Genomic DNA, 21,178 nt, shown 5'->3' with positions numbered 1-21,178 from the left:
CCGCCCGCCAACAGCGCGATGGCCGACGCGCTGAAGCGGGCCGGCCTGGCGTAGGCGCGCGGCGACGGGCGACGGGGCGCGGCCGGCGTTCCGTCACCCGCCGCGCGTCGCCCCCTCAGCGCTCCGTCACCTTGCCGTCGGCCACCTCCAGGCGGCGGGTGACCCGCAGCGCCTCCAGCATCCGGCGGTCGTGGGTGACCAGCAGCAGCGTGCCCGTGTAGGAGTCGAGGGCCGTCTCCAGCTGTTCGATGGCCGGCAGGTCCAGGTGGTTGGTCGGCTCGTCCAGCACCAGGAGGTTGACGCCGCGGCCCTGGAGCAGGGCGAGCGCGGCCCTGGTGCGCTCCCCGGGGGAGAGGGTCGCCGCCGGACGCAGCACGTGGTCCGCCTTGAGGCCGAACTTGGCCAGGAGGGTGCGGACCTCGGCGGGTTCGGTGTCGGGGACCGCCGCGTGGAAGGCGTCGAGCAGGGGCTCGGGGCCGTGGAACAGCCCCCGGGCCTGGTCGACCTCGCCGAGCCGGACGCCCGAGCCGAGCGCGGCGTGTCCGGCGTCCAGCGGGACGCGGCCCAGCACCGCGGCGAGCAGCGTGGACTTGCCCGCGCCGTTCGCGCCGGTCACCGCGACCCGGTCGGCCCAGTCGATCTGGAGGGTGACCGGCCCCAGCGTGAACCCGTCGCGCCGCACCTCGGCGTCGCGCAGGGAGGCGACGACGGCGCCGGAGCGCGGGGCCGCCGCGATCTCCATCCGCAGCTCCCACTCCTTGCGGGGCTCCTCGACGACCTCCAGGCGCTCGATCATGCGCTGGGTCTGGCGGGCCTTGGCGGCCTGCTTCTCGCTGGCCTCGCTGCGGAACTTGCGGCCGATCTTGTCGTTGTCGTTGCCGGCCTTGCGCCGGGCGTTCTTGACGCCCTTGTCCATCCAGGAGCGCTGGGTCTGCGCCCGGTCGTGGAGGGCGGCCTTCTTGTCGGCGTACTCCTCGTAGTCGTCGCGGGCGTGCCGGCGGGCCGTCTCGCGTTCCTCCAGGTAGGCGTCGTAGCCGCCGCCGTAGAGGTTGATCTGCCGCTGGGCGAGGTCGAGTTCGAGGACCTTGGTGACGGTGCGGGCGAGGAACTCGCGGTCGTGGCTGACGACGACGGTGCCGGCCCGCAGACCGGTGACGAAGCGTTCGAGGCGCTCCAGGCCGTCGAGGTCGAGGTCGTTGGTGGGCTCGTCCAGGAGGAAGACGTCGTAGCGGGAGAGGAGGAGCGAGGCGAGACCGGCGCGGGCCGCCTGGCCGCCGGACAGGGACGTCATCGGCTGGTCCAGGCCGACGGCGAGACCGAGCGTGGCGGCGACCTCCTCCGCGCGGTCGTCGAGGTCGGCGCCGCCGAGGGCGAGCCAGCGCTCCAGGCTGGTGGCGTAGGCGTCGTCGGCGCCGGGCGCGCCGTCGACGAGGGCCTGGGTCGCCTCGTCCATCGTGTGCTGGGCCTCGGTGACGCCGGTACGGCGGGCCAGGAAGGCGCGGACCGTCTCGCCGGGCCTGCGCTCGGGTTCCTGCGGGAGGTGGCCGACGGTGGCGGCGGGCGGGGAGCAGCGCAGTTCGCCCTGTTCGGGGGCGGTGAGTCCGGCGAGCATCCGCAGCAGCGTGGACTTGCCGGCGCCGTTGGCGCCGACCAGGCCGATCACGTCGCCGGGCGCGACGACGAGGTCGAGCCCGGTGAACAGGGAGCGGTCGCCGTGGCCGGCGGCGAGATTCTTGGCGACGAGGGTGGCAGTCATCAGGGCGCCGATTTTATCGGCCGGGCCGGGGTGCTCTCAGCTCCCTTCTCCGTGGGTCACCGGTGCCGTCAGCACGCTCTCCGAGGCCCGCGCCACCAGCCAGGCGCGGCCCCTGGTCAGGACGGGGTCCAGTGCGACGCGGTGGGCGCCCGCTGGGAGGACCCCGTCGAACAGTTCGTGCACGCGGACGCGGCGCAGCCGGTCGAGGCGGTACGCGGTGAGCCGGACCCGGCAGGGCGAGGTGATCTCGATCCCGGCCGCGCCGCCGGCCGCGGCCAGCCGGGTCAGCCTGCGGCGGGCGGGCGGGGTGCGGTCCAGGGCGTGCTCGATCCGCGCGACCAGGAGCGGGACGGACAGCGGGACGCCGGGGGCGGAGCCGTCGACGTAGGTCACGTCGGCGCGGGCGGCGGTGAAGGCGGCGCGGACGGCGGCGCGCTGCTCGTCGGTGACGGCCGGGCCGAAGGCGACGGCGCCGTAGCGGCGCAGTTCGTCGGCGGAGGTGTCGGTGGCGTCGTGGGTGATGTCGGCGCCGATGTCGATGGTGCGCAGGGCGGCGGCGAGCCGGGCGAGGGCCGCGACGCGGGCGCCGATCAGCAGGACGCGGCGGCGCGGGGCGGCGGTGCCCCCGCCGAGCAGGGTGGTGAGCACCGCGCGGTACTCGGCGCCGGGGAAGCGGAACGGGCCGATGCCGTGGTAGCCGTTGAGCCGGAGGTCGGCCTCGGGTCCGGTCTGCCAGGCGAAGTCCCGCCAGACGTAGTCCTCGCCGTCCTCACCGTCCCTGCGGATCACGGCGGTGACGGCGCCGCACGCGAGGTCCTCGCACTCGGGACAGCCGTAGACGATGTACCGGCCGCCGGGCAGCGGGGCGGCGGCCTCCAGCAGCAGGGCGCGGACCTGGGCGGTGAAGAGGGCGGGCGGGACGTCGGAGGCGAGCGGGGAGACGGCGTCCAGGTCGCTGAGGCGGAACAGCAGCGGCCGGCCGTCGACGATGAAGTCGAGGAAGTCGCGGTGGACCTGGTACTCACCCCCGGCGAGGACTCCCCCGGCCCGTGTCGCCGGGGCCAGGGCGAAGGTCGCGTACGCGGCAGACATGCGGTGAGTATTCCCGGCACCGGACCGCTCTGCGCACGGCGCGGGACATTCCGCTACCGTCCGCCTGTGAGAACCGAACAGGCGGACGAGGTAGTCGTGGTGGGCGGCGGCGTCATCGGGCTGACGACGGCCGTCGTGCTGGCCGAGCGCGGCCGTACGGTACGGGTGTGGGCGCGGGAGCCGGCCGAGGAGACGACCTCGGCGGTGGCGGGGGCGCTGTGGTGGCCGTACCGGATCGCGCCGGTCGCGGCGGCGCGCGCGTGGGCGCTGCGCTCCCTGGAGGTGTACGAGGAACTGGCGGCCGGAGCGGCGCCGGCGGGCGTGCGGCTGGCCGAGGGGGTGCTGGGCGAGACGGAGCGGCACGAGGTCGACGGCTGGGCGGCGGCGCGGCTGCCGGGGCTGCGGGCGGCGACCGCCGGGGAGTACCACGGCCAGGGGCTGTGGGTGCGGCTGCCGCTGGTCGACATGTCGGTGCATCTGCCGTGGCTGCGGGACCGGCTGGCGGCGGCGGGGGGTTCGGTCGAGACGCGGACGGTGACCGACTGGGCGGAGGTCGACGCGCCGGTGGTGGTCAACTGCACGGGCCTGGGCGCCCGGACGCTGGTACCGGACCCGGCCGTGCGGCCGGTGCGGGGGCAGCTGGTCGTCGTGGAGAACCCCGGTGTACGCACCTGGACGGTGTCGGCGGACCCCGCGTCCGGGGAGACGGCGTACGTCTTCCCGCACGGGGACCGGCTCGTCCTCGGCGGTACGGCGGAGGAGGACGTCTGGTCGCGGGAGCCGGACCCGGCCGTCGCGGCGGGGATCGTACGGCGGTGCGCGGCGCTGCGGCCGGAGATCGCCGGGGCGCGGGTGCTGGAGCACCGGGTGGGGCTGCGCCCCGCGCGGGACACGGTCCGCCTGGAACGCGAGGCGCTGCCCGGCGGGCGCGCGCTGGTGCACAACTACGGGCACGGCGGGGCCGGGGTGACGGTGTCCTGGGGCTGTGCCGAGGAGGCGGCGCGGCTGGCGGCGGGGTGAGCCGTCCGGTACGGACAGGGCCCGGCACGGGTAGGTGCCGGGCCCTGTCCGTGCCGTGGGTTCAGTCGTGGCGGCCGATGGGGTCGCCCTCCACCTCCGGTCCGCGGCCCGGACCCACCCGGATCTCGAACTCGCCGTCGTACTTGCGGTGCCCCTCGACGACGGCCATGCCGACGGCCTGCGAACCCATCTCGCCGCGGACGATGACGTGGTCGCGGCGCAGGTCGCGCATGAGGGCGACGCACATGAAGACCATCACGACGACGAACGGGGCCGCCGCGAGGATCGTGAGGTTCTGCAGGCCGGTCAGCGCGTCGCCCTCGCCGCTGCCCACCAGCAGCATGATGGCGGCCACCGCTCCGGTGACCACGCCCCAGAAGATGACGACCAGGCGGTTGGGTTCGAGCGCGCCCTTCTGCGACAGGGTGCCCATCACGATGGACGCCGCGTCGGCGCCGGAGACGAAGAAGATGCCGACGAGGATCATCACCAGCAGGCTCGTCGCCGTGGCGATCGGGTACTCCTGGAGCACGGCGAAGAGCTGGCCCTCCGCCGTCGACTCCTCGCCCAGCCGCCCCTGTTCCTGGAGCTTCATCGACGAGCCGCCGAAGACGGCGAACCACAGCAGGCTGACCGTGCTGGGCACGAGGATGACGCCGCCGACGAACTGCCGGATGGTGCGGCCGCGGCTGATCCGCGCGATGAACATGCCGACGAACGGCGTCCAGGAGATCCACCACGCCCAGTAGAAGACGGTCCAGCTCCCCAGCCAGTCGGCGACGCCCTCGCCGCCGGACGCCTCCGTGCGGGCGGCGAGTTCCGGCAGGTCGCTGAGGAAGGAGAAGACCGACGTGGGCAGCAGGTCCAGCACTATGACGGTGGGGCCCGCGACGAACACGAACAGGGCCAGGACCAGCGCCAGCACCATGTTGATGTTGGACAGCCACTGGATGCCCTTCTCCACGCCGGAGACGGCGGACGCCACGAACGCGACGGTCAGCACCGCGATGATGACGACGAGCAGCACCGTGCTCACGTCGTCCAGCCAGTCCAGCCACTGCACGCCGGAGCCGATCTGGAGCGCGCCGAGACCCAGCGAGGCCGCGGAGCCGAAGACGGTCGCGACGATCGCGAGGATGTCGATGACCCTGCCGAGACCGCCGTTGGCGTTCTTCTCCCCGATGAGCGGCGTGAAGACGGCGCTGATGGTCTGGCGGCGGCGCCGGCGGAAGGTGCTGTACGCGATGGCGAGGCCGACCACCGCGTAGATCGCCCACGGGTGGAGCGTCCAGTGGAAGAGGGTGGTCGCCATGGCCGTCTCCATGCGGTCGCCGGAGTCGGCCGGGTCGGTGCCCGGCGGGGGCGTGGTGTAGTGCGTGAGGGGTTCGCTGACGCCGTAGAACATCAGGCCGATGCCCATGCCCGCGCTGAACATCATCGCGACCCAGGACACCGTGCGGAACTCGGGTTCCTCCCCCTCGGCGCCGAGGTGGATGCGCCCGTAGCGGCTGACCGCCAGCCAGAGGGCGAAGACGACGAAGCCCGAGGCCGCGAGGGTGAACGCCCAGCCGCCGTTGTGCATCAGGCCGCTGAGCATGTCCCCGGAGATGTCCTCCAGGGAGTCGGTCCAGACGGCTCCCCAGACCACGAAGGCGAGGGTCAGCACGGCCGTCACGCCGAAGACGATCCGGTCGGTGACGGGGCGTCCCTGACCGGGCAGGCCCGTCTCGGACCCCGGCAGCGCGCCCTCCGGACGGAGGTTCCTGTCGGTGTGCGGGTCACCGCTGTGCGGGTCTGGGGTCACGGGCGCTGCCTTTCGCCGAGCGGATGAGGGAGGGGATGTTCCCCGCGGGCCCCACCACCACACACGGCGTGCTCTTATCGTGTTCGGCAGGTGATGTCGGGTACGCCGGCCGTGAGGTGGTAGGCGGCGCGTTCGTCGAGCAGCAGCGGCACCAGGGCGCGCGACGACTGGCGCAGCGGTACGAGGACGCCGTCCCCGGCGCGCTCCACCTCCACTCCGTGCAGGCGCAGTTCGTCCCCGATGTCGGCGTACTGGGCGGCGTCGAGACGGTAGCCGCAGGGCGGGTCGGTGAGCACCTCGGCGGGTTCGGCCGGGTCGTTGTCGGCGCCGCCCAGGTACACCGGTCCGGTGTCGGCGAGGCCGGCGGCGCGGGCCGCCGCGGTGGCTGCCTCGATCCGTCCGCGTCGCTCGTCGGAGTAGTCGAACAGGCCGCCGAGGGCGGACAGTTGGGACTCGACACGGCGGCGGTTGTTGAGCGCGGGGTCCTGCCGCTCGGCGTCGGTGAGGGGGTCGACGCGGCTCTCGATGAGCAGGCCCACCGCGTGCTTGACGCCGGTCATGTTGCGCAGGATGCGCTCCTGGCCGTCCCCGGCGGTCTGCCGTATCGGTTCGCCGGTCTCCGGGTCGGTCCAGATGCCGTAGGTGCCGGTCGAGTACCCGGCGTCCCGCGCGGCGGGACGGACGTACGCGGCGGAGAGGGTCTCGGCCTCGTCGTGGACCGCCGCGTCGGTGTTGAGGTTGCGGGGCCACAGGTCGAACAGGTCCTTGTCGTAGTACGGCGGGGTCGCGCCGTACTCGTGCAGGTCGTAGACGATGTCGGGCCTGCGGTCGCGGATCACTGCGGCGAGGGCGCGGGCCTCGGCCGTGGCCAGGGCGAGGTGGTCGCGGTTGATGTCGGTGCCGTCGCTGTTGCCGCGGGTGTCGGCGGCCCGGCCGTCGGGATTGGCGGTGGGGACGACCAGGACGGTGGTGCGGTCCAGGAAGCGCCGGGTGCGGCGGTCGTCGGCGTGGGCGAGGTCGCGGACGGTGGACAGGCATGCCTCGCGGCCGGCCGGCTCGTCGCCGTGCTGGCCGCACACGAGGAGGACCTTGTGCGGGGCGGACGGGCGGCCCAGGGTGACGAGCCGGAGGGGGCGGCCCTGTTGCGTGGTGCCGATGCGGTCGACGTCGGCGAGGCCGCTCGCCCGGTCGACGGCGGCGAGGAGGTCCCGCTCCTCGTCCTGGGTGGTCCAGCGGGCACCGTGCGAGATCTCGAAGCCGGTGCGGGGCGGGTGGGGGGAGTCGGCGGCCACCGCCGCGGCGGGGGTGAGGAAAGCGGCCGTCAGGGCGGCCGTGGCCGCCGTCGCCAGTGGTCTCCAGGTTCTCCGGGAGGTGCGGCGCACGCGTTGAGGCATGCGCGGGACGGTACCTCCGTCGCCCGGCGCGCAGAAGGGGGCGTGCGCGCCGGGCACCTCCGCGCCCGGCCTCAGCGGCCGGACCACCGCTCCTCAGCGGCCGAACCTCTCCTTAGCGGCCAAACCTTTCCTTCGCGGCCGGGGTGACGGGGGTGAAGAGGTTGACGAGGTTCCCGTCGGGGTCGCACAGCAGCAGGGAGCGGTTGCCCCAGGGCAGGGTGGTGGGCTCGGTGACGAACTCCTCCACCCAGGTACGCAGCTCCGTGTGGACGGCGTCCACGTCGTCCACACGGAATTCGAGGATGACGCTGCGGTTGTCGGCCGGGCGGGCGGAGCCCGGGGCGAAGAGCGGCACCGTACGGGTGCTGCCGATCGCGAGGGTGCCCGATGCGGTGCGCACCTCGGCGAAGTCGTCGTTCGCCCAGTCGGCGGCGGTGCCGGTGACCTTCTCGTAGAAGGCGACGAGGCGGGCCGGGTCGTCCGTGATGACGCGGACGGAGACGAGGTTCATCTGGATCTCTCCTGGGTCGTGCGGTCTCTCGCCGAGGACGCTACGACGGATACCGGGCGGAACCCGCCCGGTATCGGCGGCAGACTTGGCGCATGCCCCGACCTCTCGCCCGTGTCCTGTCCCTGCTGGAGCTGTTGCAGTCGGGCGGTGTGCGCACCGTGGCCGAACTCGCCGGCCGGCTCGACGTCGACGAGCGCACCGTGCGGCGCTACGTCGGTCACCTGCTCGACCTCGACGTGCCCGTGGAGTCGGTCCGGGGCCGCTACGGCGGTTACCGGCTCGGCCCCGGCTACCGCGTGCCGCCGCTGATGCTGACCGACGAGGAGGCGCTCGCCGTGCTGCTGGGCCTGGCGGCGGGGCGGCGGGCCGGGCTGACGACGGTCACCGCGACGGCGGGCGAGACGGCGGCGGCGAAGATCCGGCGGGTGCTGCCGGAGCGGCTCCGCGTCCGGCTCGACTCCGTGCTCGGCTCGCTGGCCTTCACCGCCGCGGAGGCCGGCCCGGCGGCGGCCCCGGACGCCGGGGTGCTGCTGTCGGTCGCCGACGCGGTCGGCCACCACCGGCCGGTCACGGTGCGGTACACCGGCGGCGACGGCCGCCGCGGCGAGCGGCTTCTGCACCCGCACGGGCTCGTGCACCACTCGGGCCGGCTCTACGTGACGGCCACGGAGCCCGCCACGGGTGAGGAGAAGGTGTTCCGCCTCGACCGGATGGCGGGGGTACGGGTGCTGCCCGGGTCGTTCACGCCGCCCGCCGGGGCCGACGACCCGGCGCGGCTGCTGCTCACGGCGCTGGCGACGGCGCCGTACCGGCACGAGGTGGTCCTGCGTGTGCGGGCCGGGGCCGCGCACGTCCACGCGCGGCTGCCGCCGTCGGTCGCGGTGGTGACGGAGCTGCCGCCCACGGCCGACACCGACACCGACACCGACACCGACGGCAGGGACGCCGACGCCGACGGCAGGGACGACGACAGCGACGGCGGGGACGAGCCCTGGTGCCGGGTCGTGCTGCGTGTGGAGCGCCTCGACTGGGTGCCCGCCGCGCTCGCCTCCCTGGACCGGCCGTTCGTGATCGAGGGGCCGAAGGAGCTGCGCGGCCTGGTCGCGTCGTTCGCCGGGCGGCTGGCGGAGTCCGCCCGGCGCGACCCGTAGGGCCGGGGGCCGCTACTCCCCGGTCCGCGCGGCCGTCTCTCCGACCCTGCGGCGGACGCCGAACCAGCCCGCCACCAGCATCAGCGCGATCAGCGGCACGAGCAGCAGCGTCTTGCGGCCGACCTCCTCGTCGTTCCACATCATGACCAGGCAGCCGAGCAGGAAGACGATGGTGGCGATCTCCGTGACCGGGCTGCCGGGGAGCCGGAAGTGGGGCCGGGTGACCAGGCCCTCGTTCGCGCGGCGGACGAACACCAGATGGCAGAGCATGATGATCACCCAGGTGCTGACGATGCCGAGGGAGGCGACGTTCAGCACGATCTCGAACGCCTGGGACGGCACGAGGAAGTTCAGGCCGACGCCGAGGACGCACACGCCGCAGGTGAGCAGGATGCCGCCGTAGGGCACCTGGGTGCGGCTCATCACGGCGGTGAACCGGGGCGCGGAACCGGCCGTCGCCATGGAGCGCAGGATCCGGCCGGTGGAGTACAGGCCGGAGTTCAGGGACGACATCGCGGCGGTGAGGACCACGAGGTTCATCACGTCACCGGCGGCGGGGACGCCGACCTTGGAGAGCACGGTGACGAAGGGGCTCTCGCCGCCCGAGTAGAGCGAGCCGGGCAGCAGCAGCGCCAGCAGGACGACGGAACCGACGTAGAAGAGGGCGACGCGCCACATGATGGAGTTCACCGCGCGGGGGACGACCTTGTGCGGCTCGGCGGTCTCGCCGGCGGCGACGCCGACCAGTTCCAGTGCGGCGTACGCGAAGATCACGCCCTGGACGACGAGGACGACCGGCATCACCCCGTGCGGGAGGAAGCCGCCGTGGTCGGTGATCATTCCGGTGCCCGGGGTGTAGCCGCCCACGTCGTGCCGCGTGGCCAGCAGGAAGATGCCGATCAGCATGAAGGCGACCAGCGTCGCGACCTTGACGATCGCGAACCAGAACTCCATCTCGCCGAAGATCTTCACCGAGATGAGGTTCACGGCCAGCACCACCGCGAGGGCGATCAGCGCGAGCACCCACTGCGGGATGCTGGTGAAGGCGCTCCAGTAGTGCGTGTACAGCGCGATCGCGGTGATGTCGGCGATGCCGGTCGTCGACCAGTTCAGGAAGTACATCCAGCCGGCGACGTACGCGCCCTTCTCGCCGAGGAACTCGCGCGCGTACGACACGAACGAACCCGACGACGGCCGGTGCAGCACCAGCTCGCCCAGCGCCCGTACGACGAAGAAGGCGAACACGCCGCAGACCAGGTAGGCCACGGCGAGCGCCGGTCCGGCGTCCCGCAGGCGCCCGCCGGCGCCCAGGAAGAGGCCGGTGCCGATGGCGCCGCCGATGGCGATCATGTTGATGTGGCGGGCCTTGAGGTCCTTGCTGTAGCCGGCGTCGCCCGCGTCCGCGGGGGTGCCTGCCGTCAGGGGACGGTCGGCGGCCTGTGCCGTGTCCACGGCGTCCTTGCTCACGGGTGGTTCCACTCTCTGGTGCGCCCGGGACGGGTGCTCCCGGGACGTCCGTACGTGTGACGTGACCTGCACCACCCTTGTCGCGGCACAGACCGACGCAGCACCTTCCCACGTCTTGAAATCCCATGCGACGGATCGCGTCACATGGGCCACTTCTCACACGATCGGCATCTTATGTCCGACAGGATCACCGTTCGTTCACACCCGGGGGCGGGCACGGGTGCGGACGAGGTTTCACAGTACTGGTGAGACAGCGATACTGCTGCACATGACGACCGACACCGAAGAGCCGAGCCTGACGGTCGACGAGCTGGCCGCGCGGGCGGGTGTCACGGTCCGCACGGTGCGCTTCTACGGCACCCGGGGCCTGCTGCCGCCCCCGGTGATCGGTCCCCGGCGGGTGGGCCGCTACGGCCGCGAACACCTGGCCCGCCTCGAACTGATCGAGGAGCTCCAGCAGCAGGGCATGACGCTCGCGGCCATCGAGCGCTACCTGGAGCGGCTGCCGCCGGACCTGAGCGCCCACGACCTGGCGGTCCACCGCGCGGTGGTGGCAGCGTGGGCGCCGGACGCCGTGGAGACGGTCACCCGGGAGCAGCTCGTACGGCGGGCCGGGCGCCCGCTGACCGACGACGACGTCGAGCGGCTGGCCGCCATGGGCGTGGTCGGCGCGGCCGACGACGGCGGCTACCGCGTCGACCTGGGGCTGTTCCGGCTCGGCGTGCGGCTGCTGGACATGCCGCTGTCGCAGGAGGCCCTCCTCACCGCGCGCGGGGTGCTCATCGGGCACTCCCGGCAGGCCGCCCGCGAGCTGTCGGAGCTGCTGCGCGGCGAGACGGCGGAGCGGGACGCCCGGGACGTGCGGTCGCTCTCGGCGCACATGCAGCCGCTGGTGGTGCAGGCGCTGCTGACGGCGTTCCAGCGGTCGCTGAAGGAGGAGGTGGGGGCGTGGCTGGCGCAGGAGCCGCCGCCGTCCACGTCGGCCACCTCCACGCCGGACAGCGAATGACGGCTGACGGCTGACGGCTGACGGCTGACGGTCAGGCGTAGGTGGAGCCGCCGGAGACGTTGAGGGTCTGGCCGGTGAGGAAGCCGCTGTCCTCGTCCACCACGTACAGCAGGGTGGAGATCAGGTCGGACGGCTCCTGCACGCGCGGCACGGCCTGCTGGTCGCGGACCCGTTCGAAGCCGCCGTCCGCGCCGACCGTCCGCTCGGCGGTGGCGGTGCGCACCATGCTGGGCGCGATCGCGTTGACGGTGATGCCGTACGGGCCGAGCGCCGAGGCGAGGGCGCGGGTGAAGCCGATGAGGCCGGTCTTGGAGGCGACGTAGGGGACCATGTCCGGTGGCGCGGTGAAGACGGCGGCGGAGGCGACGTTGACGACGCGGCCCCAGCCGGCCGCCTTGAGGTAGGGCAGCGCGAGCCGGGTCACGACGAAGGGACCCTCCAGGTTGACGCGCAGGACGCGGCGCCAGTCGTCGAGGGAGGTCTCCTCGAAGGGTCCCGCCGGGTAGACACCGGCGTTGTTGACGACGACGTGCAGGGTGCCGAAGCGGTCGACGGTGCGCTCCAGGGCGGCGCGCACCTGGTGCTCGTCGGTGACGTCGCCGACGAGTTCCACGTAGTCGAGGACGCGCTCGGCGGTCTCGGTCTGCGGGACGATGTCGAGGCCGGCGACCCGGAAGCCGCGTCGGGCGAGGGCGGCGGCGAACTCCTGCCCGAGTCCCTGGGCCGCTCCGGTCACCAGTGCGGTCGGCGTCTCCATGGACGGAGTGTGACGATCCGTCATGCGCGGGGCAAGGGGCCCGGCGGCCATTCCACTCGCCGGAACGTCCGTGTTGCCGCCCGGGTCCCGGGGGCCCGACGCTGCGGGGCGTCCCCAGTACCAGCCGTACGGGAGCCGTGCCCGATGACCGAGACCGAGCGTGCCGTGGACGACCCCGAGCGCGCCCGCGACCGGACCGGCGGGCCGCGCCGTCGGCTCTGGCCGCTGTCCCGTCCCGGCTGGGACGAGCTGGGCGTACTGCTGGTACTGGGGCTGCTGATCGCCGGGATCGGTATCCCGTACCCGGACTTCCTCGACTCCGGCAACCTGCTGTCCACCGCGCACAACTCCGTCTACATCTCGCTGATGGCGTGCGGGATGGTGTTCGCGCTCGCCATGCGCGAGGTCGACCTGTCGGTGGGCGGCGGATACGCGATGTGCCTGGTCATCGGGGCGCTGCTGGTGCGTGAGGGGCTGGCGCCCTGGCTGGCGGTGCCGGTGATGCTGCTGACGGGCGTCGCGGCGGGGGTGTTCAACGCGCTGGTGACGACGGCGCTGGCGCTGCCGTCGTTCATCGTGACGCTGGGCACGCTGATGCTCTACCGGGGAATCGGGCTGGCGCTGGCCGACGGCAAGCAGATCACCGATCTGCCGCTGGACGACTCGTTCTTCACCTTCGCGGGCGGGGACCCGGGCGGGGTGCCCTTCGCGTTGTGGGTGCTGCTCGCGGTGGTGGCCGTGCTCGCGGTGGTACTGGCCCGCACCCGCTTCGGGGCCCGGGTGCGGGCGATCGGGTCCAACCCCGACGCCGCCGCGTTCAGCGGCATCCCGGTCGTCCGCACCCGTATCCAGGCGCTGGCCCTGTCCGGACTCACCACGGCCTGCGCGGCGGCGCTCGCCCTCGCGTTCTACGGCGCGGGCGATCCGACGCTGGGCCAGGGCTACGAGCTCCAGGCGATCGCCGCCTGCATCATCGGCGGCACCCCGCTGGCCGGCGGGCGCGGTTCGGTGGTCGGCGCGGTGGCCGGGGCGCTGATCCTGTCGGTGGTCGCGGCGGGGCTGGTCTTCTTCGAAGTACCGGTCAACTGGACGTCGTTCGCGACCGGCGGGGTGATCCTCGTGGCCGTGGCGGCGGACAGCGCGCTGCGGCGCACGGGGCGCAGGCGGGGGTGACAGGTGTCGGTACAGGTGTCAGTACAAGTCTCGGTGCGGGGCTCGGTACAGGTGGTCGGTTCAGGCGTCGGTTCAGGCTGAGGGAGGCCGTCATGCACCGTCGATCTCGTGCGCGTTCCTGTTCGCGTTCCCGTCCGCGTTCCCGCTCCCTGTGCGCCGCGCTGGGCGTGCTGGCTCTGCTGGCCGCCGTCGGGTGCGGGGCGGGCGGTTCCGGTTCGGACGACGAACTGGACATGGGGATGGCGGTCGCCAACATCTCGCTGAACTTCGCCCACGAGATGGTGCTGGGCGCCGAGAGCGCCGCGGACCACGCGGGCGGCGTGGACTTCAAGGCGGTCGGGCCGCCCAACACCGACGGCCCCGCCGAGGTGCAGCTCTTCCAGAACCTCACCACCCGGGCGAAGGACGGCATCGTCCTGGAGAACCTCGATCCGCCGATCTTCACCCGCCCCGCCGCGCGCGCCGTCGGCCAGGGCATCCCGGTCGTCGCCTGCGACACGGCCCCCACCGAGGGCAGCAAGATCTCGTTCTATGTCGGCAACGACAACTACGCGCTGGGCCGGTTGATGGCGACAGAGGCGCTGAAGCGGCTCGGCGCCGATCCGAAGGGCGAGGTCGTCATCGGGGTGCCCAACCCCGGCACCCCCGTGCTGGACAACCGGGCGAAGGGCATCGCCGACACGTTCGAGGAGAAGGCGCCGGGTGTGAAGGTCCTCGGTCCCTTCCAGACGTACAGCGACCCGGGGCAGAACTACGGCTCCTGGTCGGCGCAGGTCAACGCGCATCCGCGCGCGCTGGCGTTCCTCGGTGTGGGTGACGCCGACAGCTACAACCTCGCCAAGCTGAAGAAGACGAAGAAGGGGGAGTGGCTCACGGCCGGCTTCGACGTCGACCCCAAGACGCTGGACGCGGTGAAGGACGGTTCGAACTTCGTCACCATCGACCCCCAGCACTTCCTCAAGGGCTATCTCTCCACGGCGATGCTCATCGAAGCGGTGCGGGAGAACGACGGCGACCTTCCCGACGGCTGGTTCCTCTCCCCCGGCGGGGTGGTGGACTCCTCCAACATCGACGAGGTCACGGCCCGGCAGAAGTCCTCGGACGCGGCGTACGACTGGTACAGGCCGACGATCGACAAGCTCCTCGACGACCAGGAGGCGGCGCTGCGGCCGCTGGAGGACGCGCGCTGAGATGACGTACGAGGTGAGTACGGCAGTGACCCACGACGCGGATGACGACGTGCTGGTGGCCACGGACCTGGTGAAGTCCTACGGCGGGGTCCGCGCGCTGGACGGCGCCGGCATCCGGCTGCGCGGCGGGGAGGTGCACGCGCTGGTCGGGGAGAACGGCGCGGGCAAGTCCACGCTGGTCCGGGTGGTGTCGGGGACGCTCGCGGCCGACGCCGGGACGGTGCGGCTGCCCAGGGCGGCGCGGATCGCGGTCGTCTCGCAGGAGCTGAGCCTGTTCCCCGACCTCACCGTGCGGGAGAACCTCTTCCCGTACCGGCCGCCGCGCCGGTGGGGGCTGCTGGACCGGGGTGCCATGGACCGGGCGGCCCGCCCCGTCCTGGCGGAGCTGGGCCTCGACGTGGATCCGGGAGCGCCGGCGGGCGGACTCTCGCTGGCGGACCAGCAGCTGACGGAGATCGCGCGGGCGCTGCTGCGCGCCCCCGGGCTGCTCATCCTCGACGAGCCGACGTCGGCGCTCCCGGCCGCCGCCGTGGACCGGCTGGAGCGGGTCCTCGCCACGCTCACCGGGCGGGGCATCGCCGTCCTGTACGTCACCCACTTCCTGCGGGAGGTCATGCGCTTCGCGCGCCGGGTGACGGTGCTGCGCGACGGCCGGGTGGCGCTCGGCGGGGTGCGGCGGACGGAGGTGGACGTGCCCGACCTGGTGGCGGCGATGCTGGGGCACCGTCCCGAGCAGCCGGTGCGCCGGGCGCGGGTGGTGTCCGGGCGGGACCCGCGGGTGACGCTGTCCGGGGTGAGTGTGCCGGGGCGGCTGGCGGACGTCTCGTTCGCCGTGCGGGCGGGCGAGGTGGTGGGGGTGACCGGGTTGCAGGGGGCCGGGCACCTGAGCGCGCTTGAGGTGGTGTGCGGGCGGACGGCCGTCTCGGCGGGGCGCGTGGAGGTGGGCGGGCGCGGACGGCCGCGGTCGCTGCGGGAGGCGGTCCGGGCGGGCGTCGCCTTCGTGCCGAGCGACCGCAAGCGGTACGGGCTGATGACGGACCGCCGGGTGTGGGAGAACGTCACGGCGGTGAGCTGGCTGGCGCTGGGCCGGGGCGGTGTCGCGCCCTCGCGTGCCGCGCTGGTGCGGCGGACGGGGGAACTGACGCGGCGGCTGCGGCTGCGCGGCGGGCCGCACGAGGTGGTGGGCCGGCTGTCCGGCGGCAACCAGCAGAAGGTCGTCTTCGCCAAGTGGCTCGCGACCGGGCCGCGGATCGTGGTCCTCGACGACCCGACGCGCGGCGTCGATGTCGGCATCCGCGCGGAGATGCACCGGGTGGTGGGCGAACTCGCCGCGGACGGCGCGGCCGTCCTGATGGCCTCGACCGACCTGGCGGAGCTGACCGAGGTCTGCGACCGCGTCCTGGTCTTCGTCCGCGGCCGCCTCACCGACGAACTCGCCGGAGAGCGGCTGACGGAGCGCGCGCTGGCGGTGTCGACGCAGTGGACGGCCGACGGCCCGTCCGCCACGTCCGGCGACTGAGCACCGGGCGCGGCGGCGCGGGGCAGCGGCGCGGGGCAGCGGGGCGGGGCAGCGGGGCGGACCGCCAGGCTCGTGGCGGTGGGTGTGGGGCCGTTGGCTCGGGCTGTTGGCTCGGGCCGTTGGCTCGGGCTATTGATTCAGGCCGTTGATTCAGGCCGTTGGCTCAGGCCGTCGAGAGGGCCCGGGTCAGGGCGCGGGCCGCCGCGCAGACGCGGGCGCCGACGCGGTCCATGTCCAGGCGGCGGGTGCCGCCGGTGACGGAGAGGGCGGCGACGGCGCGGGAGGCGTCGCCGGGCGCGTAGACGGGGGCGGCGACCGCGGAGACGCCGACCTCGGCCTCCTCCCAGTTGAGCCCGTAGCCGCGGGCCCGGGTCAGCGCGAGGTCGCGGGCGAGCTGGCCGGGCAGGACGAGGGTGCGCGGGGTGAGCCGGGGCAGCGTGCCGTGCGGCGGGCGGCCCGGGTCCTGCGCGAGGAAGAGCTTGCCGGTGGCCGTGCAGTGCGCGGGGAGCCGCCCGCCGGTGCGGGAGACGATCGGGGTGGCGCGGCGGCCGGTGACCTTCTCCACGAACAGGGTGTCGGTGCCGTGCGGCACGGCCAGGTGCACGTTCTCGTGGGTGGCCTCGTGCAGATCGCCGAGGTAGGGCAGCGCGGCGTCCCGCAGCTCCCGTAGGGACGGCGCGGACTGGCCCAGTACGAAGAGCTGGAGCCCGATGCGGTACGTGCCGTCCGCGGTGCGTTCGACCAGCCCGAGGCGGACCAGCTCGCCGGCCAGGCGGTGCGCGGTGGGCTTGGGCAGCCCGGTGCGCAGGGCCAGTTCGGCGAGGGTGAGGGCCCCGGCCCCCTCCCCGCACGCGCGCAGCAGCAGCGCGCCGCGCGCGAGCACCGACCTGGGCGGCGGGACGTCCGTCATGCACCGATGGTGGGGGCCCGGTGTGCGGGTGACAAGGTGTGTACGGCACCCGGTGCGGCCCACCCCGTGCGGCCGGTACCGGTCAGTTCCGCAGCGGTACGTCGACCAGCAGCGGCCCGGTCAGCTCCGCGGCGCGCGACACCAGCTCCCACAGGTGCTCGGCGCTGTCGGCGCGCACCGCGTCGACGCCGAAGAACTCCGCGGCGCGGGTGTAGTCCAGCGTGCCCAGTTCGCTGCCGGGGCAGACGCCCTCGCCGCCGAGGGCGGTGTACGTGTCCTGGAGCGTGCGGTAGGCGCCGTTGTTCATCACCACGAAGAGCACGGGGACGGCCTGCCGCGCGGCGCTGAACAGGCCCTGGAGGCCGAAGAGGGCGCAGCCGTCGCCCAGGACGGCGACGACGGGCCGGCCGGGTTCGGCCAGCGACCGGCCGACGGCGGCGCCGATGCCCCAGCCCAGGCCGCCGCCGACGGCGTGGGTGTAGCTGCCGGGGTCCTCCAGGCGTGCGAGGCGGCGCAGCGGCACACCCACGGTGATGGCCTCCTCGACGACCGCGGCGCCGGGCGGCAGGCCGTGCGCGACGGCGTGCGCGGCGGCACGGGGGTCGAGCGGAGCGCGGGAGTACGCGGCGCGCGCGGCGGACTCGGCACCGGCGAGGGCGGCGGCGTGCGTCTTCTCGGCGCGCAGCAGCCGCTCCTGTGCGGTACGGGCGGGCACCCGCTCGCGCAGCAGCGCGGCGAGCCGGTCCAGGGACGGTTCCAGCGCGCCCACCAGACCGGCGTCGGCGGGGAAGTTGCGGCCGATCTCGTCGGGGTCCGAGTCGATCTGGAGGACGGTGAGTCCCGGCGGCAGGGCGGGCCCGGGGCTGTAGTGGTGCGGGGTGAAGGCGTGCGCGCCGGCGATGAGCACCGTGTCGTACGGCGTGAGCGCGGCCCGGACGGCGTCGTGGCGGGGCGGCAGCGGTCCGGCGTGCAGCGGGTGGGTGGTGGGGAAGTCGAGGCAGTCGGCCATCGGCTGGTGGTGGACGGGGGCGCCGCACGCCTCCGCGGTGCGGACCAGCGCGGCGACGGCGCCCTCGCGGCCCACTCCGTCCCCGGCGACGATCGCGGGGCGGGCGGCGGCGCCGAGCAGCGCGGCGGCCCGTTCCAGTCCGGCGGCGGGCCCGAGCGGCGGCGCGGGGGTGCGGGCCGGGACCTCGGTGCCGGTGTCGTCGTCGAAGAGGTCCATCGGCAGGGAGAGGAAGACGGGTCCGGCGGGCGGCCGTACGGCGCGGGCGAAGGCGCGGCGCAGGGCGAGCGGCAGGTCCCGGGCGTGCTGGACGTCGTAGCTCTCCTTGACGGCGGGGGCGGCGAGGCCGAGGAGGTCGCCGGAGAGCATGGGGTCCTGCTGGAGGTGGCGGCGGTCCTGCTGTCCGGCGGTGACGACGAGGGGGGTGCGGGAGCGGCGGGCGTTGAGCAGGCCGAGCAGCCCGTTGGCGAGGCCGGCGGCGATGTGCAGGCTGACGAAGGCGGGGCGCCCGGTGGCACGGGCGTAGCCGTCGGCCATGGCGACGACGGCGCCCTCGTGGACGCCGAGGACGTACTCGGGGGCGTCGGCGGCCTCGGAGAGCGCGGCGAGGAAGGGCAGTTCGGTGGTGCCGGGGTTGCCGAAGACGCGGTCCACGCCCTCGTCGCGGAGGATGTCGAGGAGGGCCGCCGCGCTGCCGCCCGGCCGGAGCCGGCCGGGCCGTGCGGGGGCGGGACTGTGACCCATGGGCACTCCTCGGGGACGGGGACGGGGACGGGACCGCGCGCGACCGGTGTGTTCGCCGGTCAGCGTCGGGGGACGGCTCCCGCGGGGCAAGACCGGCGTACCGCTGAGCGGTACGCCGGTCCCCCGTGCCCAGGCGTGCTCAGCGCGCGTCGGTGAAGACCTCGCCCCGCTCCGCCTTCTCCACCAGCAGCGCGGGCGGCGTGAACCGGTCGCCGTAGCGTTCGGCGAGTTCACGCGCGCGTGCCACGAAGCCGGGCAGGCCGCCCTCGTAGCCGTTGACGTACTGCAGGACGCCGCCGGTCCAGCCGGGGAAGCCGATGCCGAGGACCGAGCCGATGTTGGCGTCGGCGACGGAGGTCAGGACGCCCTCCTCCAGCAGCCGGACGGTGTCCAGCGCCTCGGCGAAGAGCATCCGCTCCTGCATGTCCCGGAAGGGGATCTTGGTGCCGGGCCGGGTGAAGTGCTCACGCAGTCCGGGCCACAGCGCGGCGCGTTTGCCGGTGTCGTCGTAGTCGTAGAAGCCGGCGCCGCCGCTGCGGCCGGTGCGGCCGAACTCGTCGACCATGCGGTCGATGACGGCCTCGGCGGGGTGCGCGGTCCAGGTGCCGCCCGCCTCCTCCACGGCCCGGCGGGTCTCCTGGCGGATCTTGCGCGGCAGGGTGAGCGTCAGCTCGTCCATGAGGGAGAGCACCTTGGCGGGGTAGCCGGCCTGGGCGGCGGCCTGTTCGACCGACGCGGGCTCGACGCCCTCCCCCACCATGGCGACCCCCTCGTTGATGAAGTGGCCGATGACGCGGGAGGTGAAGAAGCCCCGGCTGTCGTTGACGACGATCGGCGTCTTCTTGATCTGCCGCACCAGGTCGAAGGCGCGGGCGAGCGCCTCGTCGCCGGTCCGCTCGCCCTTGATGATCTCCACCAGCGGCATCTTGTCGACGGGCGAGAAGAAGTGCAGCCCGATGAAGTCGCCCTGGCGCTCGACACCTTCGGCGAGGGCGGTGATGGGCAGCGTTGAGGTGTTGGAGCAGAGCAGCGCGTCGGGGGCCACGACGTGCTCGATCTCCTGGAACACCTTGTGCTTGAGGGAGGTGTCCTCGAAGACGGCCTCGATCACCGCGTCGCAGTCCGCGAGGTCGGCGGCCTCGGCGGTGGGGGTGATCCGGGCGAGCAGCGCGTCGGCCTTCTCCTGGGTGGTACGGCCTCGGGAGACGGCCTTGGCGCACAGCTTCTCGGAGTAGCCCTTGCCCTTGAGCGCGGCTTCCGGGGAGACGTCCTTCAGGACGACGTCGATCCCCGCGCGGGCGCACGAGTAGGCGATGCCCGCGCCCATCATCCCGGCGCCGAGGACGGCGACCTTGCGGACCTGGCGGGGCGCGACGCCCTGGGGCCGGCTGGCGCCGGAGTTGACGGCCTGGAGGTCGAAGAAGAACGCCTGGATCATGTTCTTCGCGGTCTGTCCCGCGGCCAGTTCGACGAAGTAGCGGGCCTCGATGACCTGGGCGGTCTCGAAGTCGACCTGGGCGCCCTCGACGGCGGCGGCCATGATGTTGCGCGGCGCCGGGTAGGGCGCGCCGCCCGTCTGCTTGCGCAGGTTGGCCGGGAAGGCGGGCAGGTTGGCGGCGAACTTGGGGTTGCTGGGGGTGCCGCCGGGGATGCGGTAGCCGGGGACGTCCCAGGGCTGGGCCGACTCGGGGTGGGCGTCGATGAAGGCGCGGGCCTTGGCGAGCAGGTCGTCGGGGCTGTCGGCGACCTCGTGGACCAGGCCGTTCCCGGCGGCGCGGCGGGGGGCGTACTGGGTGCCCTGGAGCAGCACCTTCAGCAGCGCGTCGGTGATGCCGAGCAGCCGTACGGTGCGGACGACGCCGCCGCCCCCGGGGAGCAGGCCGAGGGTGACCTCGGGGAGGCCGATCTTGGAGCCGGGCGCGTCGAGGGCGATGCGGTGGTGGCAGGCGAGGGCGATCTCGTACCCGCCGCCGAGCGCGGCGCCGTTGATCGCGGCGACGACGGGCACGCCCAGGGTCTCGATGCGGCGCAGGTTCCGCTTGATGGCGAGGCCGCCGTCGAAGAGTTCCTGGGCGGTCTCGGGGGTGACGCGGATGAGGTCGCGCAGGTCGCCGCCGGCGAAGAAGGTCTTCTTGGCGGAGGTGATGATGACGCCGCGGACGGTGTCCTTCTCGGCCTCCAGGCGGTCGGTGACCGTGGCGAGGGACTCGCGGAACGCCTGGTTCATGGTGTTGGCGGACTGGTTGGGGTCGTCGAGGACGAGGGTGACGACGCCGGTGCGGTCCTGTTCCCAGCGGATGGTGGACTCGGTGCTCATAGGGGTGTGCTCCAAGGTGCGGCGGGGAGGGGAGTCAGACGCGCTCTACGACGGTGGCGATGCCCATGCCGCCGCCCACGCAGAGGGTGGCGAGGCCGTACCGCTTGTCCTGTCGTTCCAGTTCGTCGACGAGGGTGCCGAGGATGATCGCGCCGGTGGCGCCGAGCGGGTGGCCGAGCGCGATGGCGCCGCCGTTGACGTTGACCTTGTCCAGGGAGAGTCCCATGTCCTTGACGAAGCGCAGGACGACCGCCGCGAACGCCTCGTTGATCTCGACGAGGTCGATGTCGTCGATGGTGAGACCCGCCTTGGCGAGCGCCTTGCGGGTGGCGGGGGCGGGCCCGGTGAGCATGATGGT

General features: G+C 73.7%; 16 protein-coding genes and 1 pseudogene. 6 read left to right on the top strand and 11 right to left on the bottom strand.

What is annotated here, in order from left to right; translation table 11 throughout:
* Positions 1 to 115 precede the first annotated feature (115 nt).
* Both UW392_RS20145 and UW392_RS20140 read right to left on the bottom strand, forming a co-directional pair.
* Positions 116 to 1,756, bottom strand: coding sequence for an ABC-F family ATP-binding cassette domain-containing protein (locus tag UW392_RS20145; protein ID WP_320776433.1), 1,641 nt, complete (start codon positions 1,754 to 1,756; stop codon positions 116 to 118).
* Positions 1,757 to 1,792: 36 nt separating this feature from the next.
* Positions 1,793 to 2,848 (bottom strand): oxidoreductase, encoded by a 1,056-nt coding sequence (locus UW392_RS20140; RefSeq protein WP_320776432.1) that lies wholly within the window; start codon positions 2,846 to 2,848, stop codon positions 1,793 to 1,795.
* Positions 2,849 to 2,914: 66 nt separating this feature from the next.
* Between UW392_RS20140 and UW392_RS20135 the strand changes: the two genes are divergently transcribed.
* Positions 2,915 to 3,868, top strand: coding sequence for an FAD-dependent oxidoreductase (locus UW392_RS20135; RefSeq protein WP_320776431.1), 954 nt, complete (start codon positions 2,915 to 2,917; stop codon positions 3,866 to 3,868).
* 61 nt (positions 3,869 to 3,929) lie between these two features.
* Here the strand turns inward: UW392_RS20135 and UW392_RS20130 are convergent, their stop codons facing one another.
* The 3 genes from UW392_RS20130 to UW392_RS20120 form a co-directional block, all read right to left on the bottom strand.
* Positions 3,930 to 5,672 carry a BCCT family transporter gene (locus tag UW392_RS20130; RefSeq protein ID WP_414496455.1) on the bottom strand — a complete coding sequence of 581 codons (1,743 nt, stop codon included), beginning with the start codon at positions 5,670 to 5,672 and terminating at the stop codon, positions 3,930 to 3,932.
* Positions 5,673 to 5,746: 74 nt separating this feature from the next.
* Positions 5,747 to 7,066: a M14 family metallocarboxypeptidase gene (locus UW392_RS20125; RefSeq protein WP_320776430.1), complete on the bottom strand. Its 1,320-nt coding sequence runs from the start codon at positions 7,064 to 7,066 to the stop codon at positions 5,747 to 5,749.
* Positions 7,067 to 7,178: 112 nt separating this feature from the next.
* Complete coding sequence (locus UW392_RS20120) at positions 7,179 to 7,577, bottom strand: VOC family protein (protein WP_320776429.1); 399 nt, start codon at positions 7,575 to 7,577, stop codon at positions 7,179 to 7,181.
* A gap of 92 nt (positions 7,578 to 7,669) precedes the next feature.
* On the opposite strand from UW392_RS20120, the gene UW392_RS20115 reads away from it, so the two are divergent.
* Positions 7,670 to 8,728: a helix-turn-helix transcriptional regulator gene (locus tag UW392_RS20115; RefSeq protein ID WP_320776428.1), complete on the top strand. Its 1,059-nt coding sequence runs from the start codon at positions 7,670 to 7,672 to the stop codon at positions 8,726 to 8,728.
* 12 nt (positions 8,729 to 8,740) lie between these two features.
* Here the strand turns inward: UW392_RS20115 and UW392_RS20110 are convergent, their stop codons facing one another.
* Positions 8,741 to 10,195 (bottom strand): amino acid permease, encoded by a 1,455-nt coding sequence (locus tag UW392_RS20110; RefSeq protein ID WP_320776427.1) that lies wholly within the window; start codon positions 10,193 to 10,195, stop codon positions 8,741 to 8,743.
* Positions 10,196 to 10,463: 268 nt separating this feature from the next.
* Here UW392_RS20110 and UW392_RS20105 point away from each other — a divergent pair, with 268 nt between their 5' ends.
* Positions 10,464 to 11,204 (top strand): MerR family transcriptional regulator, encoded by a 741-nt coding sequence (locus UW392_RS20105; protein ID WP_320776426.1) that lies wholly within the window; start codon positions 10,464 to 10,466, stop codon positions 11,202 to 11,204.
* 31 nt (positions 11,205 to 11,235) lie between these two features.
* Here UW392_RS20105 and UW392_RS20100 read toward each other — a convergent pair whose 3' ends face one another.
* Complete coding sequence (locus UW392_RS20100; protein ID WP_320776425.1) at positions 11,236 to 11,961, bottom strand: SDR family oxidoreductase; 726 nt, start codon at positions 11,959 to 11,961, stop codon at positions 11,236 to 11,238.
* A gap of 144 nt (positions 11,962 to 12,105) precedes the next feature.
* Between UW392_RS20100 and UW392_RS20095 the strand changes: the two genes are divergently transcribed.
* From UW392_RS20095 to UW392_RS20085, 3 genes are all read left to right on the top strand, one after another.
* On the top strand, positions 12,106 to 13,134 hold the full coding sequence (locus UW392_RS20095; RefSeq protein ID WP_320776424.1) for an ABC transporter permease: 1,029 nt from the start codon (positions 12,106 to 12,108) through the stop codon (positions 13,132 to 13,134).
* Between the two features lie 92 nt (positions 13,135 to 13,226).
* Positions 13,227 to 14,324: a sugar ABC transporter substrate-binding protein gene (locus tag UW392_RS20090; RefSeq protein ID WP_320776423.1), complete on the top strand. Its 1,098-nt coding sequence runs from the start codon at positions 13,227 to 13,229 to the stop codon at positions 14,322 to 14,324.
* 25 nt (positions 14,325 to 14,349) lie between these two features.
* The gene (locus UW392_RS20085) at positions 14,350 to 15,843 is read left to right on the top strand and encodes a sugar ABC transporter ATP-binding protein (RefSeq protein ID WP_320776422.1); all 1,494 of its coding nucleotides are present in this window, start codon (positions 14,350 to 14,352) and stop codon (positions 15,841 to 15,843) included.
* Between the two features lie 163 nt (positions 15,844 to 16,006).
* Here UW392_RS20085 and UW392_RS20080 read toward each other — a convergent pair whose 3' ends face one another.
* From UW392_RS20080 to UW392_RS20065, 4 genes and pseudogenes are all read right to left on the bottom strand, one after another.
* Positions 16,007 to 16,753 (bottom strand): IclR family transcriptional regulator, encoded by a 747-nt coding sequence (locus tag UW392_RS20080; RefSeq protein ID WP_320776421.1) that lies wholly within the window; start codon positions 16,751 to 16,753, stop codon positions 16,007 to 16,009.
* Between the two features lie 82 nt (positions 16,754 to 16,835).
* Entirely contained in the window at positions 16,836 to 18,503 is a 1,668-nt protein-coding gene (locus tag UW392_RS20075) for a thiamine pyrophosphate-binding protein (RefSeq protein WP_320776420.1), read from the bottom strand.
* Between the two features lie 139 nt (positions 18,504 to 18,642).
* Positions 18,643 to 20,820, bottom strand: coding sequence for a 3-hydroxyacyl-CoA dehydrogenase NAD-binding domain-containing protein (locus UW392_RS20070; RefSeq protein WP_320776419.1), 2,178 nt, complete (start codon positions 20,818 to 20,820; stop codon positions 18,643 to 18,645).
* Between the two features lie 34 nt (positions 20,821 to 20,854).
* Positions 20,855 to 21,178: pseudogene (locus UW392_RS20065) on the bottom strand (acetyl-CoA C-acyltransferase); the annotation flags it as partial.

The organism is Streptomyces sp. CRN 30, assembly GCF_034105845.1.
The sequence above is the reverse complement of the archived record's forward strand: the minus strand, read 5'-3'. Positions and strand labels throughout refer to the sequence as shown.

What these genes read in the sequence shown, in the direction of transcription:
- UW392_RS20090 (WP_320776423.1), top strand. Translation starts at nt 13,227, where the DNA reads ATGCACCGTCGATCTCGTGCGCGTTCCTGTTCGCGTTCCCGTCCGCGT.
- UW392_RS20075 (WP_320776420.1), bottom strand. Translation starts at nt 18,503, where the DNA reads ATGGGTCACAGTCCCGCCCCCGCACGGCCCGGCCGGCTCCGGCCGGGC.
- UW392_RS20115 (WP_320776428.1), top strand. Translation starts at nt 7,670, where the DNA reads ATGCCCCGACCTCTCGCCCGTGTCCTGTCCCTGCTGGAGCTGTTGCAG.
- UW392_RS20120 (WP_320776429.1), bottom strand. Translation starts at nt 7,577, where the DNA reads ATGAACCTCGTCTCCGTCCGCGTCATCACGGACGACCCGGCCCGCCTC.
- UW392_RS20140 (WP_320776432.1), bottom strand. Translation starts at nt 2,848, where the DNA reads ATGTCTGCCGCGTACGCGACCTTCGCCCTGGCCCCGGCGACACGGGCC.
- UW392_RS20080 (WP_320776421.1), bottom strand. Translation starts at nt 16,753, where the DNA reads ATGACGGACGTCCCGCCGCCCAGGTCGGTGCTCGCGCGCGGCGCGCTG.
- UW392_RS20070 (WP_320776419.1), bottom strand. Translation starts at nt 20,820, where the DNA reads ATGAGCACCGAGTCCACCATCCGCTGGGAACAGGACCGCACCGGCGTC.
- UW392_RS20100 (WP_320776425.1), bottom strand. Translation starts at nt 11,961, where the DNA reads ATGGAGACGCCGACCGCACTGGTGACCGGAGCGGCCCAGGGACTCGGG.
- UW392_RS20145 (WP_320776433.1), bottom strand. Translation starts at nt 1,756, where the DNA reads ATGACTGCCACCCTCGTCGCCAAGAATCTCGCCGCCGGCCACGGCGAC.
- UW392_RS20105 (WP_320776426.1), top strand. Translation starts at nt 10,464, where the DNA reads ATGACGACCGACACCGAAGAGCCGAGCCTGACGGTCGACGAGCTGGCC.
- UW392_RS20125 (WP_320776430.1), bottom strand. Translation starts at nt 7,066, where the DNA reads ATGCCTCAACGCGTGCGCCGCACCTCCCGGAGAACCTGGAGACCACTG.
- UW392_RS20095 (WP_320776424.1), top strand. Translation starts at nt 12,106, where the DNA reads ATGACCGAGACCGAGCGTGCCGTGGACGACCCCGAGCGCGCCCGCGAC.